The organism is Flavobacterium araucananum, assembly GCF_002222055.1.
Taxonomy (GTDB): domain Bacteria; phylum Bacteroidota; class Bacteroidia; order Flavobacteriales; family Flavobacteriaceae; genus Flavobacterium; species Flavobacterium araucananum.
Genome location: NZ_MUGS01000056.1, coordinates 12942 through 31589 on the forward strand (window position 1 = coordinate 12942; position 18648 = coordinate 31589).

General features: G+C 34.0%; 19 protein-coding genes. 11 read left to right on the forward strand and 8 right to left on the reverse strand.

Translation table 11 applies throughout. The features are described 5' to 3' along the window. Positions 1 to 120: 120 nt before the first annotated feature. The 3 genes from nirK to B0A64_RS20455 are packed head-to-tail and all read left to right on the forward strand — an operon-like array spanning position 121 to position 2964. Entirely contained in the window at positions 121 to 1569 is a 1449-nt protein-coding gene (nirK, locus tag B0A64_RS20445) for a copper-containing nitrite reductase (protein WP_089481340.1), read from the forward strand. A 10-nt stretch (positions 1570 to 1579) separates the two neighbouring features. Next, positions 1580 to 2347, forward strand: coding sequence for a formylglycine-generating enzyme family protein (locus B0A64_RS20450; RefSeq protein ID WP_089481341.1), 768 nt, complete (start codon positions 1580 to 1582; stop codon positions 2345 to 2347). A 17-nt stretch (positions 2348 to 2364) separates the two neighbouring features. After that, positions 2365 to 2964 (forward strand): SCO family protein, encoded by a 600-nt coding sequence (locus tag B0A64_RS20455; protein WP_089481342.1) that lies wholly within the window; start codon positions 2365 to 2367, stop codon positions 2962 to 2964. Between the two features lie 133 nt (positions 2965 to 3097). Here the strand turns inward: B0A64_RS20455 and ric are convergent, their stop codons facing one another. The 3 genes from ric to B0A64_RS20470 all read right to left on the reverse strand — a co-directional run bounded on the left by ric (position 3098) and on the right by B0A64_RS20470 (position 4921). Next, positions 3098 to 3820 carry an iron-sulfur cluster repair di-iron protein gene (gene ric / locus B0A64_RS20460; RefSeq protein ID WP_089481343.1) on the reverse strand — a complete coding sequence of 241 codons (723 nt, stop codon included), beginning with the start codon at positions 3818 to 3820 and terminating at the stop codon, positions 3098 to 3100. 105 nt (positions 3821 to 3925) lie between these two features. Continuing rightward, on the reverse strand, positions 3926 to 4447 hold the full coding sequence (azu, locus tag B0A64_RS20465; RefSeq protein WP_089481344.1) for an azurin: 522 nt from the start codon (positions 4445 to 4447) through the stop codon (positions 3926 to 3928). A gap of 24 nt (positions 4448 to 4471) precedes the next feature. Next, positions 4472 to 4921: an RrF2 family transcriptional regulator gene (locus tag B0A64_RS20470; protein ID WP_089481345.1), complete on the reverse strand. Its 450-nt coding sequence runs from the start codon at positions 4919 to 4921 to the stop codon at positions 4472 to 4474. A gap of 201 nt (positions 4922 to 5122) precedes the next feature. On the opposite strand from B0A64_RS20470, the gene B0A64_RS20475 reads away from it, so the two are divergent. Next, positions 5123 to 5905: an NYN domain-containing protein gene (locus B0A64_RS20475; RefSeq protein ID WP_089481346.1), complete on the forward strand. Its 783-nt coding sequence runs from the start codon at positions 5123 to 5125 to the stop codon at positions 5903 to 5905. Positions 5906 to 5939: 34 nt separating this feature from the next. Further along, a complete protein-coding gene (locus B0A64_RS20480; protein ID WP_089481347.1) occupies positions 5940 to 7451 on the forward strand; it encodes an FMN-binding glutamate synthase family protein in 1512 nt (503 codons plus the stop codon). Positions 7452 to 7496: 45 nt separating this feature from the next. Here B0A64_RS20480 and B0A64_RS20485 read toward each other — a convergent pair whose 3' ends face one another. Next, positions 7497 to 7901: a hypothetical protein gene (locus tag B0A64_RS20485; RefSeq protein ID WP_089481377.1), complete on the reverse strand. Its 405-nt coding sequence runs from the start codon at positions 7899 to 7901 to the stop codon at positions 7497 to 7499. 209 nt (positions 7902 to 8110) lie between these two features. Beyond that, the gene (locus B0A64_RS20490) at positions 8111 to 9889 is read right to left on the reverse strand and encodes an ABC transporter ATP-binding protein (RefSeq protein ID WP_089481348.1); all 1779 of its coding nucleotides are present in this window, start codon (positions 9887 to 9889) and stop codon (positions 8111 to 8113) included. A gap of 75 nt (positions 9890 to 9964) precedes the next feature. Here B0A64_RS20490 and B0A64_RS20495 point away from each other — a divergent pair, with 75 nt between their 5' ends. The 3 genes from B0A64_RS20495 to B0A64_RS20505 all read left to right on the forward strand — a co-directional run bounded on the left by B0A64_RS20495 (position 9965) and on the right by B0A64_RS20505 (position 13541). Beyond that, entirely contained in the window at positions 9965 to 10543 is a 579-nt protein-coding gene (locus B0A64_RS20495; RefSeq protein ID WP_089481349.1) for a non-canonical purine NTP diphosphatase, read from the forward strand. Between the two features lie 204 nt (positions 10544 to 10747). Beyond that, positions 10748 to 12676: a DEAD/DEAH box helicase gene (locus B0A64_RS20500; protein WP_089481350.1), complete on the forward strand. Its 1929-nt coding sequence runs from the start codon at positions 10748 to 10750 to the stop codon at positions 12674 to 12676. An 88-nt stretch (positions 12677 to 12764) separates the two neighbouring features. Continuing rightward, on the forward strand, positions 12765 to 13541 hold the full coding sequence (locus B0A64_RS20505; RefSeq protein ID WP_089481351.1) for a carboxypeptidase-like regulatory domain-containing protein: 777 nt from the start codon (positions 12765 to 12767) through the stop codon (positions 13539 to 13541). Between the two features lie 317 nt (positions 13542 to 13858). Here the strand turns inward: B0A64_RS20505 and B0A64_RS20515 are convergent, their stop codons facing one another. The 3 genes from B0A64_RS20515 to B0A64_RS20525 form a co-directional block, all read right to left on the reverse strand. Next, positions 13859 to 15319: an aminoacyl-histidine dipeptidase gene (locus B0A64_RS20515; RefSeq protein ID WP_089481352.1), complete on the reverse strand. Its 1461-nt coding sequence runs from the start codon at positions 15317 to 15319 to the stop codon at positions 13859 to 13861. A 233-nt stretch (positions 15320 to 15552) separates the two neighbouring features. Continuing rightward, positions 15553 to 15846, reverse strand: coding sequence for a type II toxin-antitoxin system RelE/ParE family toxin (locus B0A64_RS20520; RefSeq protein WP_089481353.1), 294 nt, complete (start codon positions 15844 to 15846; stop codon positions 15553 to 15555). Then, positions 15843 to 16055 (reverse strand): hypothetical protein, encoded by a 213-nt coding sequence (locus B0A64_RS20525; RefSeq protein WP_089481354.1) that lies wholly within the window; start codon positions 16053 to 16055, stop codon positions 15843 to 15845. The genes B0A64_RS20520 and B0A64_RS20525 overlap by 4 nt, the downstream gene beginning before the upstream one ends. An 83-nt stretch (positions 16056 to 16138) precedes the next feature. On the opposite strand from B0A64_RS20525, the gene B0A64_RS20530 reads away from it, so the two are divergent. The 3 genes from B0A64_RS20530 (at position 16139) to B0A64_RS20540 (ending at position 18503) form a co-directional block, all read left to right on the forward strand. Continuing rightward, positions 16139 to 17200, forward strand: coding sequence for a DUF3810 domain-containing protein (locus tag B0A64_RS20530; RefSeq protein ID WP_089481355.1), 1062 nt, complete (start codon positions 16139 to 16141; stop codon positions 17198 to 17200). A gap of 167 nt (positions 17201 to 17367) precedes the next feature. Continuing rightward, the gene (locus tag B0A64_RS20535; protein ID WP_089481356.1) at positions 17368 to 17862 is read left to right on the forward strand and encodes an RNA polymerase sigma factor; all 495 of its coding nucleotides are present in this window, start codon (positions 17368 to 17370) and stop codon (positions 17860 to 17862) included. A gap of 8 nt (positions 17863 to 17870) precedes the next feature. Continuing rightward, positions 17871 to 18503, forward strand: a complete 633-nt coding sequence (locus tag B0A64_RS20540; RefSeq protein ID WP_089481357.1) for a hypothetical protein — start codon at positions 17871 to 17873, stop codon at positions 18501 to 18503. The last annotated feature ends 145 nt before the right edge of the window (positions 18504 to 18648 follow it).

Genomic DNA, 18648 nt, shown 5'->3' on the forward strand with positions numbered 1-18648 from the left:
GCTAAACAACTTAAAATCAACAATAAATTATAAGTAAAATATGACTTTTATCATAATAAAAGATAGTTTAGTCTTTTATTTTTACCCTAGATTTTAAAACTAAAATGAAACCAATTTATTATGAAAAAGAATTATAATGTCTCGATTAAAGCAATAAGAATTATCTGTTTTTGCATTGTAATGATGCTTTTAGGCAGCTGCAAAAAAGAAGAGAAATCAGGTAATTATACTGATATTATGACCGAAGGAGAAATGGTCGCTGTACTTACTGCACCACCAATGGTACCTAAACCTGTAGGTAACAGAACGGCGATGAAGCTAAAGGTAAATATGGAAATTAAAGAACAGGAAGGTACAATGACCGATGGTGTAAAATATACGTATTGGACATTTGGAGGATCTGTACCCGGCAGTTTTATCAGAACCCGTGTTGGTGATGAAGTCGAATTTCACTTAAAAAACCATCCTGATAATAAACTACCCCATAATATAGATTTACATGCTGTTACTGGTCCCGGCGGTGGTGCAACATCGTCATTGGTCGCTCCGGGACATGAAAAAGTATTTAGCTTTAAGGTAATTAATCCGGGCTTGTATGTTTATCATTGTGCGACTGCTCCTGTAGGAATGCATATTGCAAATGGTATGTACGGTTTAATTTTGGTCGAACCGGAGGGCGGACTTCCTCCTGTTGATAAGGAATACTACGTAATGCAGGGCGATTTTTATACCCAGGGCGAATATGGAGCCAAAGGCCTACAGCCTTTTGATATGAATAAAGCCATTAAAGAAACTCCTGATTATGTAGTTTTTAACGGAAAAGTTGGTTCACTGACCAACGGAAATGAACTAACTGCAAAAGTGGGCGAAACGGTTCGTTTATTTGTAGGGAACGGTGGTCCAAATCTGGTTTCTTCTTTTCATGTTATTGGCGAAATCTTTGATCATGTTCATGTAGAAGGTGGTGCACTTATCAACGAAAATGTTCAAACTACCTTAATTCCTGCCGGTGGTGCTGCAATTGTAGACTTTAAAGTAGAAACACCCGGAAATTTCATCCTTGTTGATCACTCTATATTCAGAGCTTTTAATAAAGGTGCTTTAGGAATACTAAAAGTCGAAGGTGCTGAAAATAAAAACATTTATTCCGGAACTATACAGGAAGGAATTTATCTTCCTGAAGGTGGAACAATCCAGAAAATGCCTGATAATGGTGTCGCTAAAGTAGCCACTCCTAAAAGAACTGCAGCAGAAAGGGTAATAATTGGAAAAGAAATTTTTGGCACAACCTGTTTCGCCTGTCATCAATCTGAAGGACAAGGCATACCGAATGCTTTCCCTCCTCTTGCCAAATCAGATTATCTAAATGCAGACCCCAAACGAGCTATCAAAACAATCTTGCATGGTTTAAGCGGTGAAGTTACTGTAAATGGCAAAAAATACAATAATATTATGCCCGGTCAGAATTTATCTGACGACGAAATTGCGAATGTTATGACCTATATCTATAACAGTTGGGGAAATAATAAAACGGTTGTAACACCAGAAATGGTAAAAGCACAACGCTAAAGATACAACTATGCAAAAAAGCATTTTTATGCTGGTTTTCTTCCTGCAAATAACATTTGTGAGCACACAGGAAACTAAAATGGTTCTGATACAAGAGGGCTCTTTTATCCCTCTTTACGGAGCCGTAACAAAAAAACCAGTGTTTGTAAAACCCTTTTATATTGATATTTATCCGGTTACGAATGCTGATTATCTGACTTTTGTCAAAAAAAAATCAGACTATCGTAAAACTAAAATAAAAGGAATTTATGCAGACAAAAGCTATCTGTTTTACTGGAAAAGTGATTTAGATTTCGGGAATGTAAACCCTAAATCTCCTGTAACAAGTGTTTCGTGGTTTGCAGCCAAAAAATATTGCGAATGTCAGGGAAAGCGATTGTCTACAATGGAGGAATGGGAATATGTTGCGATGGCTGATGAAAAAAAAATCGATGCCCGAACCAAAGCCGAATTCAATAAATATATCTTGTCCTGGTATGAAAAATCAAAGACTTATGAGAATCAAATTGGGAAGACTTTCAAAAATTACTGGGGAGTTTATGACCTGCATGGTTTAGTTTGGGAATGGACTTCTGACTTTAACAGCATTTTTTTATCAGGAGAATCCAGAAAGGATAAGAGCGAAGATAAAAACCTGTTTTGTGGCGCTGCATCTGTCAATGCTACAGATCTTATGGATTATGCCGCTTTTATGCGATACGCTTTCAGAGGCAGTCTTAAAGCCCAATATTCGACACGCAATCTTGGTTTTAGATGTGCGGGTACAACAAAACCATAATTTTTAAATTACTGAAAATGAAAAAAATAATATGCACAATTTTTATATTGGCGCTGAGTCTGCAAAGTTGCAAAGACACCAAAACTACCACGATTGTAAAACCAAAAGAAAAACCAATTACGGATTTATCGATCTACAATCTTCCATCAAAATGGACCAATCAGGAGGGTAAAGATCTTGAACTAAAAAGCCTGAAAGGAAATGTGCTGGTCATGGTTATGATTTATACTTCATGCAAAGCAGCTTGCCCGAGATTAATAGCAGATATGAGAGCTATTGAAGGAAAACTGGATCAAAAAACTAAAAAAAATGTAAAACTTATTTTAGTAAGTATTGATCCTGTAACAGATACTCCGCAAAAATTAAAAGCATTTGCGATAACCAATAAAATGAATCAGGAACCTTGGATTTTTCTGCGTTCTACGGAAGAAAATACCAGAGAATTTGCAGCAATTTTAGCCGTCAATTACAAGGAAATATCTCCTATGGAGTTTTCGCATTCAAATATTATAAGCGTTTTCAATACTGATGGAGAATTAGTCTACCAACAAGAAGGATTAGGTGTAAATAATGACAAAACCATTGAGACAATAAATCTGGAAGCTCAAAAAATTTAAATAGGTTGATTAGTAGAAAAGCAAGAGCGAATTTTAAGTAAGGGTCTCTTGCTTTTTGTTTCTCTTCAAATAAAAATGCACCAACACTAATCTTTTTTTGATTGTGCCGGTGCATTTATTCTACGATAGTATTTTAAGCAAATTCTTTTTCCAGAATAACGGCTTTATTAAAAAGTATATTATTCTCCAGATGAATGTGTTTATGCAAATCTTCTTCAAATTCTTTAAGCATTGCAAACGCTACTTTATAAGTAGTACAACCATCACTAGGTGGAGTGTAATTATTGGTTAAACTTGCAATTTCTCTGTAACGATCCCCTTCATTATCATGTTCGTGCATCATCATCGCAATTGGGTTAGATACTGTACCAAAAGACGGCTGGGATAAAACCCCATCTTCTTGTTTTGTTTTTACCATTCTTTTTATGAAAGGAAACAAGATCAATTCTTCTTTTTTCATGTGTTGCGCCAATTCTTCTGCACCTGCCGTAAAAAGCTCATTTACCTTAAACAATTCCGGATGAGCAGCTCCATGAACTTTACATAGCTTATCCAGAAACTGAGTCAGGATAATTGTTTTATCCTCGACATAACGATGGTGCGTTTTTTCGATATAATCTACCATTAAGTCCAAAGGCCACGAATTAAAATCTACACCATTATTATTTTCAGATTCTAAAACATCATTCAAATTTTGTAACAAAGTATCCGGATCAATATTTTGCTTTTCGCAAACTTCGTTTAATGTTCTGTTTCCTTTGCAACAAAAATCAATTTGATATTTTGTAAATACGCCTGCTGTTCTAAAATCCTGTGCTACAAAAGAGCCAATTGTTTTATTCTTTAAATTTTCCATCTTATTAAAATTAATTATGATTTGACTTATAATAAAAGATATTTTTGTCTTTTATTGTGTTATTAAAAAACTCTAATACCTAAAAACAGCATTAGAGTTTGTCCCTTATTCTACAATCAAAACGCCTTTCATCATGGCAACGTGTCCAGGGAAAGTACATAAAAAATTATAGGTTCCTTTTTTATCAATTGTAAATTCAATTGTATCTGTTTCTCCCCCACCCAATAATTTGGTATGAGCAATAATCGACGCTTTTTCTGAAGCTGGAATATAATCAGTGTCTTTCGCATTAATCGCCTTAGCAGCAAAAGCAGCTTCGTCTGTACCTTCCTGCAAAATTACCAGATTGTGCCCCATAGCTTCTTTTGGTATTTTGCCTGTGTGTTTTAAAGTCAGCGTAATTGGTTTTCCTGCTATTGCTTTCAGTTCTTTAGTATTAAACTGCATCTGGTCATTACCTTCGATCACCAAAACATTTTCGACAGCTGCTTCCGGTTGTACACCTTCTGATTCTGTTTCATTGACCTCTGTTGATTGATCTGCAGGTACCGTTTCCTTTTTTCCGCAAGAAGTTATTGCTAAAAATCCCATTAGCATTAACATCGAAATTTGAACTTTTTTATTCATTATTGTATATTTAAATTATATAATCTATTCACTTTTATTAAATATTTTGAGATAAAAATCTCCTGAATTAACGCCTAAAGCCAGCTCTTCTAAGGTGGTATTGGTAAGCATCGTCAATAATAGTTCCCGGATTTTTTTAAATTGATTGTGTACAGGACAAGGATGAGTTTCTGAACATTCCTTTAGACCAATTCCGCAACCTTTATATATAGCATCGCCGTCGATAGCATCTACAATCTGGATGAGCTTTATCGATTTTATAGCCTCATTTGAAATTTCAAATCCTCCTCCTACACCTTTTGCCGATTCTATAATTCCGCTTTTGGTTAAAATTTGCATTATTTTACCCGTAAAAGGCTCCGGCGAATCAATCTCTTTCGCTACATCTTTTATACCTACCCTAATTCCTTCAGAAGATTTGGTTGCAATAAAAATTGAAGCCCTGATACCGTACTCGCACGCTTTTGAAAACATAGATAAATTTGTTAATTGAATACAAATGTATTTAAAATCATATTAAAAGACAAATTTATCTTTAATTGTTTTCTTACCGTAAATTCCTTATTTATAACCAAAATAATTAATATAAAACAAAACACATATTTCAGATCAAATTCAAATAAAACTAATTTTAATTTTACCTTTGGAAGTACTAATTTTTCTAACACTTAAATAATGGCTTTAAGCAACTCAAAAGATCTAAAACTAGCCGTTCTTATTGATGCCGATAATGTGCCTTACAGCAATGTAAAAGGCATGATGGAAGAAATAACAAAATTTGGAACGCCAACCACAAAGCGTATTTATGCAGACTGGACCAAACCAAATTCGAACGGATGGAAAGCTGTTTTACTCGAACACGCCATTACACCTATACAGCAATACAGCTATACAGTAGGAAAAAATTCATCTGATTCTGCTTTGATTATTGATGCTATGGATTTGCTTTATTCCGGAAAACTAGACGGATTTTGTATTGTTTCCAGCGATAGCGACTTTACCCGTCTGGCCATCAGATTAAGAGAATCCGGTATGAAAGTAATAGGTATTGGCGAAAAGAAAACGCCTAACTCTTTTATAGTTGCCTGCGACAGATTTATATATATTGAAGTGCTTGACGGTGCCATCCAGAAGAAAAAACCTAAAGCAACTACTGCAACAGATGCTAAAAAACCTGTCGAAAAACCGGCAGAAAAAGCATTACACAAAATAGACAAACAAACGATTGACCTTATCGAAGCCACGATTGAAGATATTGAAGATGATGACGGATGGGCGTTTTTGGGAGATGTTGGAAATTTGATTGTGAAGAAAAAACCGGAATTCGATCCAAGAAATTATGGTTTTTCTAAACTTACACCAATGCTAAAATCGCTAACTGATATTCTTGAAATTGACGAGAGAGAATCAGACAAAAAAGGTATTAAACATGTTTATGTTCGCCTGCGGTTCAATTAATTATTAAACTATTACCCTCTAATTTTTTACAAACATGAGAAAAAAATTCTTTATCTACGGATTCTTATTGTTTCTAATTGTTGTTACAATTTACTTTTATACCAAGCGTGGTTTTTTACTCGTTATCATTATTCCGATACTATTGGTTGTTGGTCTTTATAATATTTTTCAAAAGAAACATGCGATCCTGCGAAACTTTCCTGTTTTAGGTTATTTCAGGTATTTATTTGAAATGATTGCTCCGGAAATTCAGCAATATTTCATAGAAAGATCTACTGATGGAAGGCCTTTTTCCAGAAATCAACGATCTTTGGTATACCAAAGAGCCAAAAATATAGATTCAAGTACCCCTTTTGGAACACAACAAAACCTGAATCACGATAGTTACGAAGGAATAAAACATTCTATTTTTCCGGCAAAAGTCAACGAAGAATTACCTCGTGTATTAGTGGGCGGAAAAGATTGTAAGCAACCTTATTTAGCTTCTTTATTTAATGTTTCGGCCATGAGTTTTGGTTCCTTAAGCGAGAATGCCGTTCGCGCCATAAACATTGGTGCCAAAAAAGGAAACTTCTACCAAAATACAGGAGAAGGTGGTTTGACTGAATTTCATCTTGCCGCCGGTGGTGACATAACCTGGCAAATTGGTACAGGATATTTTGGCTGTCGTGATGCTGAAGGTAATTTTAGTCCTGAAAAATTTTCAGAAAAAGCCAATCTTCCAAACGTTAAAATGATCGAAATTAAGCTTTCGCAAGGTGCAAAACCGGGTCACGGAGGTGTACTTCCGGCTGCTAAAAACACCAAGCAAATTGCCAAAATAAGAGGAGTTGAGCCCCATACCATGATCCTTTCCCCTCCCGGTCATCATGCTTTTTCAGACAGCAAAGGACTTATTCATTTTATAGCACAATTGCGTCAATTATCAAACGGAAAACCAATTGGATTTAAGCTATGTATTGGAAACACAGCCGAGTTTGAAGCTATTTGTCACGAAATGATTTCTGAAGATATTTTTCCCGATTTTATTACTGTAGACGGTGCCGAAGGAGGAACCGGAGCAGCACCTTTAGAATTTGCTGATGGTGTGGGAATGCCTTTTGAGCCTGCATTAATATTTGTAAACAAAACTTTAATAGGTTTAAATATTCGTGATAAAATACGAATTATTGGTAGCGGAAAAATCATTTCAGGTTATTCTATCCTGCATGCAATAGCTTTAGGCGCAGATATGTGTAACAGTGCGCGTGGTTTTATGTTTTCATTAGGCTGTATTCAGGCATTGCGTTGCCACAATAACGAATGTCCTACCGGAGTTGCTACTCAAAACAAAATGTTGATGAAAGGATTGGTGGTCACCGATAAATCAGATCGTGTATACCATTTTCATAAAAATACACTGCACTCTGCCAATGAGCTTCTGGCAGCAGCCGGAAAGAAAAGTTTTGCCGATGTTGATATTAATATCTTTATGCGTGGCGATGAATTTGGTAATCTCTCAGATTCGTACTTCCCGGATATTTTGACAAATGTTACTAAACGTTAAAAAAAAGAGCCTCTTTGAAATTATCCAAAGAGGCTCTTTTTTAAGCTATTTCAATAATTCAGACAAAGATTCTTTATTAATTATTTCTTTTACAAGAACCGTATTGTCATTTGCCAAAAAGTAAGCGTCAAACTGAATACCTTCTTCAACAAGTTCTTTAGGAAGCTGGTTTTTAGCAATCATTTCTTTCAACATCTTAGGAAAAACAATACTTGCCGCCATTTTATTGGGTTGGTCTTGCTTTAAATTCGTTTCGAATCGCAATTCGATTTTATCATCGTTAATATAACCTCTTGCGGTTGTAAGCGTAACATTATCAGCTTTAAAACTTGCAGCTGTACTATTATAAGTCTTTACATACTCCTGAAGTTTTTGTTTGGTGTTTTTACAACTTACCATAAATACCAATAAAGCCAGAGTAAACGAAATTTGGATAATTTTCTTCATCATCATTTTAATTTTTTAGTTTTTGAAGTCTTAAAAGTGCTTCAAGATAATAATAATCTGCATAATTTAACGAACAATCTATTTCGCTGCCAGCAAGTTTATGTCCTGTAGAACGAAGCAAAAAAAGCCGAATTTATATCGTGACTTTGATAACGATCTGAAAGTGAAACAATCAAAGAACCAATTATTCTGGAAACTAATTTTTACCAATCTTAATCAAGAGTTTGTGTGATTTTGTCAATATTTAAGCTATTTGCCATTGCTGTAAATATATTGTAGTAAACCGCTTTGTTGTCATACAATTCGTCATGCGTTCCTGCTTCTACACATCTTCCCTGTTCTAAAACAATTATGTTTGAGGCATCAATAATTTGAGAAATACTGTGCGAAATAATAATTACCGTTCTGTCTTTTTTTATAGCATCAAGTGATTTTTTTATTTGTTCGGTAGCGATTGCATCCAGACTTGCTGTTGGTTCATCCAGAAAAATAATAGGTGGATTTTTTAGAAACAACCTCGCAATTGCAATTCGTTGTTGTTGTCCGCCGGAAAGTAAGTGCGCATCAGAATCATATCCTTTGGGCAATTGCAACACTTGTTCATGAATATATGCTTTCCTGGCAGCGTCTATAACTTCAGATTGCGAAGCATCCGGGTTTCCGTACAAAATATTCTCTGCAATTGTACCTTTAAAAATATGATTCTTCTGCAATACCAAACCAATATTTTTGCGCAGAAAATCAGTATTGTAATCGTTTAAAGCTACTCCGTCCAGATAAATTATTCCGGAGGAAGGCAGATAAAATTTGTCCAGTAAATTTATTATAGTACTTTTTCCGGCTCCGCTTAATCCCACCAAAGCCGTGGTTTCGTTTGGTTTAATTTTAAAATTAATATCAAAAAGTGCTTTTGTTCCGTTTGGATATACAAAATCTACATTTTTGACTTCAATAAGTCCTGTAATTTTTTCCGGAATATAATCGCCGCTGGTTTCTTTTTCATTATCTGATTCTAAAATATCAAAAAAGCCTTCAGAATAAATCAAAGCATCATTTACTTCATCATAAATACGGTGCAATTGCCTGATTGGAGCAGATACATTATTGAACAACATAATATGAAACATAATAGCTCCAATTGTCATGGTATTATTCAAAACAAAATAAGCCGTTAGAATAATGATAATTACAACACCTATTTGTTCTACAAAACCTTTGACACTTTCGAAAATAAAACTGGTTTTTCTGGTTTCCAATTGATTTTCGGTCATCTCAAACTGAATATCTTTATGACGATCAGCCTCCATTGGTTCCCGAACAAAAGACTTTATAACCGTTATAGATTCGATTAAACTGATGATTCCGTTATTCTTCGTTTCGCGATAATTGCGCATTCTTCGTCTAAAACCACTCAATTTTGTGGCTTGCAACTGACTGATATAAAAATAAATCGGGATGATACATAAACTCACCAAACCCACATAAACATTCGCATAAAACATGATTGCCAGGGCAACAAAGGCATTTGCAAACAAAGGCAAAATATCAATAAAAAAATTCTGCACCAATCTGGTCAAACTGCTAATACCAAGATCAATTCTGGTTTGAAGTTTTCCGCTTTCATTTTCATTCGAAGTATAAAACTCCATGCGATAGCTCAGGATTTTTTCGACAATAGCCTGCGAAATATCACGGGTTATAAAAATACGCAACTTCTCGCCATAGAACTTTTGACCAAACTGTACCACTGAATAAACCAATTCTTTAGAAAGTAAAACGATACTTATAATCTCTAATAAATGAAATCCTTTTGATAATGGTTCGTGTGCAACCATTAAATTACTAATAGAATCTACCGTATATTTTAAGATTAAAGCATTTACTTGTGCGGCAAACGAACCTAAAAAGGTAAGTAGTAAAGTTGCAATAACCATCTTCCGGTAAGGCTTAACGAAAGGGGTTATTTTTTTATATAATACTGAAATCTCCATTTATTTTTTATTTTACGCCACATATCAAATATAAGAATTCTAAATTTGTGTTTTAAATCTTCTAAACACATTATTATGCAACTGGTTTTTGCTTCAAATAACAAAAATAAAATTCAGGAAATTCAAAGTATTCTAAACGGCTCCATACAATTATTAAGTTTAGAAGAAATTGGCTGCCAGGAAGAAATTCCTGAAACAGCCGATACAATTGAAGGAAACGCAATTTTGAAAGCTAATTATGTAACTGAAAAGTATGGCTATGATTGTTTTGCCGATGATACTGGATTAGAAGTTCAGGCGCTAAACGGAGAACCAGGTGTATATTCTGCCAGATATGCGGGCGAACAACGCAATTCTGATGATAATATGAACAAACTTCTGGATGGTTTATCTGATAAGGAAGACCGTAGTGCACAGTTTAAAACCGTTATTGCGCTTAATATAAAAGGAGAACAGCATTTATTTACCGGAATTGCAAAAGGAGATATTGTTTTGGAAAAAACAGGAGATCATGGTTTTGGCTATGATCCTATTTTTAAACCAGAAAATTACGACGAAACATTTGCAGAACTATCATCAGATATAAAAAATAAAATTAGCCACCGCGCAAAAGCAACTAAGCAACTAATTGATTTTCTGAACACAACCAAATAATTGTTTAAAATACAACATTTTAGATAGCAAAATTTATATTTCACGACGTAATTTCGCAGGAAAATCTTCAATTCTTCATGAATTAGATTTTACAATAAGTATAACTTTTTGATAATCAAATCATAACAAATACATAATTCTTAAAATAGCATTAGTTTATGTGAATAATTAACAGTAATTTTGCACCCTATTTTAAAAATACATATGAACAAATTTGAACAATTAGGATTGAATGAATCGTTACTGAAGGCGATTTTAGATCTAGGATTTGAGAATCCGTCAGAAGTACAGGAGAAAGCGATTCCCCTATTATTGGAAAAAGACACAGATATGGTTGCGTTGGCTCAGACAGGGACAGGGAAAACGGCAGCTTTCGGTTTTCCGCTAATTCAAAAAATTGATGCTGACAACAAGAATACACAAGCATTAGTTTTATCGCCAACACGAGAACTTTGTTTACAGATTACCAACGAACTTAAAAACTACTCAAAATACGAGAAAGGTATTAATGTGGTAGCAGTTTACGGCGGGGCTAGTATTACAGAGCAAGCTAGAGACATTAAAAGAGGAGCACAAATTATTGTGGCTACTCCGGGAAGAATGCAAGACATGATCAACAGAGGTTTGGTTAACATTAAAAATATAGATTACTGTATTCTTGATGAGGCTGACGAAATGTTGAACATGGGGTTTTATGAGGATATCGTGTCTATATTATCAGATACTCCAGATCAAAAAAGTACATGGTTGTTCTCTGCAACTATGCCACAAGAGGTTGCCAGAATTGCAAAACAATTCATGAGCGAACCGGTTGAAATTACTGTTGGAGCTAAGAACTCTGGTTCTGCAACAGTTTCTCACGAATTTTACTTAGTAAATGCTCGTGATCGTTACGAAGCTTTAAAACGTTTAGCCGATGCAAATCCAGATATTTTCTCTGTGGTTTTCTGTCGTACTAAAAGAGATACACAGGCTGTTGCCGAAAAATTAATCGAAGACGGATACAGCGCTGCTGCATTGCACGGAGATTTATCTCAGGCGCAACGTGATGGTGTAATGAAATCTTTCCGTGGAAGACAAATTCAGATGCTTGTTGCTACTGACGTTGCTGCACGTGGTATTGACGTTGATAATATTACTCACGTAGTAAATTACCAACTTCCTGACGAAATCGAGACTTACAATCACCGTTCAGGACGTACCGGTAGAGCTGGAAAATTAGGAACTTCTATTGTAATTGTTACAAAAAGTGAGTTGCGTAAAATTTCTTCTATCGAAAGAATCATCAAACAAAAATTTGAAGAAAAATCTATTCCTTCCGGAATCGAAATTTGCGAAATTCAATTATTGCACTTAGCAAACAAAATTAAAGATACTGAAGTTGATCACGAAATTGACAACTATTTACCAGCAATCAACAACGTTCTTGAAGGTTTATCTAAAGAAGAGTTGATCAAGAAAATGGTTTCAGTAGAATTTAACCGTTTTATTGCTTATTACAAAAAGAACAGAGATATTTCATCTCAAGCTGGAGAAAGACGCGAAAGAACTGACTCTGAGCCAAGAGAATTTAATAATAACGGAGCAGTTCGTTATTTTGTAAACATTGGTTCAAGAGATAATTTCGATTGGATGTCTCTTAAAGATTACCTGAAAGAAACATTAGACTTAGGTCGTGATGACGTTTTCAAGGTAGATGTAAAAGAAGGTTTCTCTTTCTTTAATACTGATCCTGAGCACACTGATAAAGTTATGGAAGTATTAAACAACGTACAATTAGAAGGACGTCGTATTAATGTTGAAATTTCTAAAAATGATGGTGGCGGAAGACGTGACCATAACGGACGTAGCGGTGGCGGCGGTGGACGTAGTTCTGCTCCAAGACGCGAAGGTTCTGGTGGTGGAAGTTTTGGACCAAGACGTGAAGGTTCTGGTGGTGGATTTAGAAGCGACAGAAATTCATCTGCTCCAAGAGAAGGTGGTTTCAGAAGCGACAGAAATTCATCTGCTCCAAAAAGAGAAGGTGGTTTTAGAAGTTCTGCTCCAAGAAGCGAAGGTAGTTCAGACAGAGCTCCAAGACGTTCTGAAAGCTTTGGTGATTCGCCAAGACCAAGAAGACCAAGAAGAGATTAATTCTCTTTGTTAATTTTCTGATAATTATATTCGAAGACTGCGAAATATTTAATCCCTATTTAGTACTTTTAGTGCTTTAAATCAGGATATGAAATATTTCGCAGTTTTCTTTTTTACACTACTATCTACTACTATTGGTTTTGCCCAAGATGTTGAATCTACAGTACCACAAAGGGTTTCCGGTTATATTATTAACGATAATAGCAAACAACCACTTGCCAATGTAAACATCATTAACACCAACAAAGTGCGTGGTGCAAAGTCTGATTCAAAAGGATATTTTGAGATAGATGTTCAGCTTAATGATACAATCCACTTCTCTATTCTAGGATTTCAATCTCTAAGAATCAGAGTAACAAATGACTGGATAAAAAATAAAGTGACAAGGATTCAACTTACTGAAAAAGCAATTGCTCTTGAAGAAGTAATTATCGCTCCCTTTAATTTAACAGGATATCTTGAAGTCGATTCAAAATTAATCCCAACCAAAGAAAATTACCGTTACAGTATTTCTGGTCTTACGCAAGGTTATGAAGCCGGCGAATATTCTCCCAATGCATTTGGAAAAGTATTAGGCTCTATTTTTAATCCTGCCGATGTTCTCTATGGATTTTTCGGAAAAAATGCAAAAGAACTTAAAAAACTTAAAGAAATGAGGAAGGACGATACCGTTCGAAATCTTCTTGAATCCAAATATGATCGTGAAACGGTCTCTGTACTTCTGGGTATTAGTAAAGACGAAATTCCCGAAATTTTGCAACGTTGCAACTATTCTGACTCCTTTATACAATCTGCCAATGATTTACAAATCATGGATGCTATAAATGGTTGTTATGAGCAATATAAAGTACTAAAACGGAATTAAATTTATACGTAAAGAAAATACTTAAATCCTCAATTTTAAAAAATTGGGGATTTTTTTATGCTGTTTAAATTTTAAAAACTCTTATATTTACTCTAACAAATAGTAATATCAACCAAAATTAATATATTATGGCTAAGAGTCAAGATGCTAAAAAAACGGTAAAAAAAGAACCGTTAAAAACGGCTAAAGAGAAAAAAGAAGAAAAAAGAGAGAAGAAAAACGCTCCTAAAAGAGATTAATTTTAGTCTCAGCTTACAGTCTCAGCTTGCAGTTCTTTTAAACTGAATACTGAGACTGTGACTGAATACTAAGACTTATTATTTAACCGGAATATTAGAAAGAATCTCCAATACAAATTTCCAATATTTTTGAGCAGAAGAAATACTTGCTCTTTCATCCGGAGAATGTGCTCCATGAATTGTTGGTCCAAAAGAAATCATATCCATATCCGGATAATTTGTTCCTAAAATCCCACATTCTAAACCAGCGTGGCAAGCTACAACTTTTGGTTTTTCATTATTTTGTTTCTCATAAATCCCTACCAAAGTATCTAATATTTCAGAATTTACATTTGGTGTCCATCCCGGGTAAGAACCCGCAAGTTCTACTTCGCAACCTACCAATTCAAAAGCAGAACGCAATGCATTTGCCAAATCGAATTTTGAAGTTTCAACTGATGAACGTGTTAAACATCCAACCGAAATTTCGCCGTCTTTTACAATAACGCGAGCAATATTATTTGATGTTTCGACCAAATCTTCCATATCAGTACTCATTCTGTAAACGCCGTTATGAGCTGCATAAATAGCACGGATAATACCTTCCTGAACTCCTAAATCCATTACTTTTTCAGGCAAATCGCATTTTACGATTTCAATCACAAGGTTTGGTTCAGTTGTTTTATATTCGGCTTTAATATCATTGATGATTTCCTGCATATCAAAAATATATGCTTCATCAAACATTTCAGAAATAATTACTTTTGCAACACTTTCTCTTGGAATAGCGTTTCTTAAACTTCCTCCGTTAATTTCAGCTACCTGCAAACCAAAGTTTTCAAAAGCATCAAATAACAAACGGTTCATAATTTTATTAGCATTCCCTAAACCTTTGTTGATATCCATTCCTGAATGCCCTCCGTTTAAGCCTTTTACCGTAATAATATGCCCAACAGAACCTTCCGGAACTTCTTCTTCATTATAAGATCTTGTAGCTGTTACATCCACTCCACCAGCACAACCTATATCAATTTCATCATCTTCTTCTGTATCTAAATTTAAAAGGATCTGTCCCTGAAGAATACCTCCCTTTAAGTTTAAAGCTCCTGTCATTCCGGTTTCCTCATCAATTGTAAACAAAGCTTCGATTGCAGGATGCGGGATATCTTTGCTTTCTAAAACAGCCATAATTGTAGCTACCCCTAACCCGTTATCTGCTCCTAATGTTGTACCGCGAGCGCGAACCCAGTCACCATCTACATACATATCGATTCCCTGGGTATCAAAATCAAAAACAGTATCTGCATTTTTTTGGTGCACCATATCAAGGTGTCCCTGCATTACGATTGCTTTACGATTTTCCATTCCCGGAGTTGCCGGTTTTCTGATAATAACATTTCTGATTTCGTCTTCAAAAGTTTCTAAACCTAAGCTATTTCCAAAGTTTTTCATAAACTCGATTACGCGCTCTTCTTTCTTTGACGGACGCGGAACGGCATTTAAATCTGCAAATTTATTCCACAGTACTTTAGGTTCCAGATTTCTTATTTCCTGACTCATTATTTTTTGTTTGAAGTTTAACAATTAAGAGTTCCAAAGTTACAAAGTTAAACGGGAATGTGTTTGTTTTTTTGCCACGAATTACACGAATTAGCACAAATTATAAGCAAAGTAAATCAGATTATACAAATCTTTAGTACTTAGTTAAACCATTAAAAATAAAGCAAATTTTAATTAGTGAAATTCGCGCCTAACTTTTTACAATCAATTAATATTGAATAGATAAGTAAGTCTTATTTTGGATATTTTGAAGGATTTAATGAAGTATTAAAAACAGATAAAATATAAATTGTTTTCAACGCTTCGTCGATAAAATAGAAGATAATAAAGGGAAAATTTTTAGTGGGAATACCGTGATAATCTTTGTATCTAATTTGAAAGAAAGGATTTCGTTTCAATGTTTCTATATGACCATCAATTACTTGATAAAAATATTCACCCAGCCCACTTTGCTTAGATTCATAATAATTAATCGCATCTTGTATATCAAGAATTGCTCTTGGCTCAATTACAACTTCAAAAATCATTTTTCTGATTTAAAACATAATTGTTTTTTTGCTTCATTCCAAGGAATAAAATCATTAACCTTCGAAGTCGATCTTCTTTCATCTAACAAATTTTTCATTTCTTCAGTCACAGAAAATTCATTAATTACAGTTTCATAATTAAATTTTTCTATTAATTGCATAAAGAAAGACAATTCATTATCCGGAATATTTAAAGTGATTTGTGTCATTTTTCCTTTTATTGAATAACAAATTTACAAAAAAGAAAGGGAACTACTATTTTAATTATTATTTTTAACCCAAAAGTAAAACCGTGAGAAGAAAATACATACTTCCCTTATTCCTATTAATACAAATTATAATTTTAAAAATTCTGCCTTTTTTTCCTGAATTTACAGAACGTTTTTACAGCAACGGATTGTACTTGAAAATCTCGCATTTTTCGAGAATCCTTTTAGGCAAAATTCCATTTTCGATTGGAGATTGTATCTACTCTATTTTGATTTTATTCTTGATTCGATGGATCTGGAAAACCCGAAAAACATGGAAAACAAATTGGAAAGACAATCTGTTGAAAGCCTTAAGCTGCCTTTCTGTATTTTACTTTTTCTTTCATTTGCTTTGGGCATTAAACTATTATCGGGAACCTCTTTTCGAAAAAATGAAAATACAGCGAGAATATACTGATGCCGAATTACTTGCTTTTACAAAGAAACTAATTGCCAAAACAAACGAAATTCAGTTTCAAATCACAAAAAAAGACAGTGTAAAAATAGTTTTTCCTTATTCGCAAAACCAGGCTTTTAAGATGAACTTAAACGGTTATGAAAATCTCGCTAATAAATATCCTTATTTTAAATACGAAATCTTAAGTGTTAAAAAATCATTGTTCAGTTTACCGCTAACCTATATGGGTTTTGGCGGCTATCTAAACCCGTTTACTAATGAGGCTCAGGTAAATGATTTGCTGCCTATGTACAATTTTCCGGTTACCACTTGCCACGAAATGGCACATCAAATGGGTTATGCAAGCGAAAGCGAATGTAACTTTATCGGAGTTTTGGCAGCTGTAAAAAATCAGGATTTATATTATCAATATTCCGGATATAGCTTTGCTTTGCGCTACTGCCTGGGGATTTGGCAAGCAAAAGATGAAAGAATTTTTAAACAATTGAAGCAAACAGTTCATATTGGAATTTTAAAAAACTATCAGGAAAGCCAGGACTTCTGGAAACGATATGAGACACCGATCGAAACAGGCTTTGAGATTTTTTATGATAATTTCTTAAAAACAAATAATCAAAAAGACGGCATGGAAGGTTATAGTAAATTTGTAGATTTAATGGTGAATTATTACAAAACCAGACCTTTATAAAATTTTGCCACGAATTACACTAATTATCACTAATTTATATATCTGAAAAGCATATTTTAGATACTCTATTAATTAACGATCAAATTATAATTCGAGAAATTTGTGAAATTCGTGGCTAAAAAAATAATTCGTTGTAACAAACTACGCTTAAGTAACACTAATACATTATGAGCGAAAATCTAGAACAGTCATTTGTTGCGCAATTGCAGGCAAATCAGAATATAATCCACAAGATTTGTAGATTATATACTGCTGGCGAAGATGCTCACAAAGACTTGTTTCAGGAAATTACCATTCAGTTATGGAAAGCTTATCCAAAATTTAGAGGTGATAGTAAATTTTCGACCTGGACCTATCGTGTCGCTTTAAACACCGCCATTACTTTATACCGAAAAACCAAACGAACCGTATCGACCGTAGAGTATGAAAGTCATCAGCATTTTATAAAAGATGTCGATTACAATTATGAAGAAGAAGAACAGATTAAATTGATGTATAAGGCCGTTTATCAGCTTAATGACATCGAAAAAGCATTAGTTTTTATGTATCTAGAAGACAAAGATTATCAAGAAATAGCAGAAACCCTGGGAATCAGCGAAGTGAATGCACGTGTGAAAATGAACAGAATTAAAGGGAAACTAAAAAAAATACTAAATCCTTAAAAATTATTATGAAAGAACTGGATTTATTAAAAAAAGACTGGAAAAAGAACACGGATTCTTTTGATCAAATTTCTGAAAAGGAAATCTACAAAATGATTCACAAAAAATCATCTTCGACAGTAAAGTGGATTTTGATCATTAGTATTCTGGAGGTATTATTTTGGACCGTTTCTAACTTTTTCTCAAGCGTAGATGATATCCTAATTAAAATAAAACATCCTGAAATGATATTTTTAGGAGATGTTTTAATGTACTTTAATTATATTGTTGTGTTGGTTTTTATTTATATTTTTTACAAAAGGTATAAAACAATATCAACGGTTGAGTCTACAAAATTACTCATGAGTAATATTTTGAAAACCAGAAAAACGGTTCAGTATTATGTTTGGTATAATTTGGGAATGATCGTTATAAGCTCAATTTTTAGCTTTTTTATCGGGTTTATCTACAATCCGGATATGGCGTTCATTAGAGAGAAATTAGCCTCAAAAGGATTTGCAACCTTATTTACAGCCGGAACTTTCATTTTTATTACATTGCTGCTTTTAGGAATGTTCTGGTGTTTCTATAGATTACTTTATGGTACTTTATTAAAAAGATTATATGTAAACTATAAAGAATTGAAGAAAATTGATTTCTAGGAAGGTACAAAAATTTAAACGAGGAAGGTACAGAGATTCAAAGTAGCAAAGGTTCAAAGGTTTTTCCTGATTGAGATTACAAGATGCTAAATTTCTAAGTCAATTTTAAAACTTTAGAAAATCTAAATTCGACAATCAAAAATCT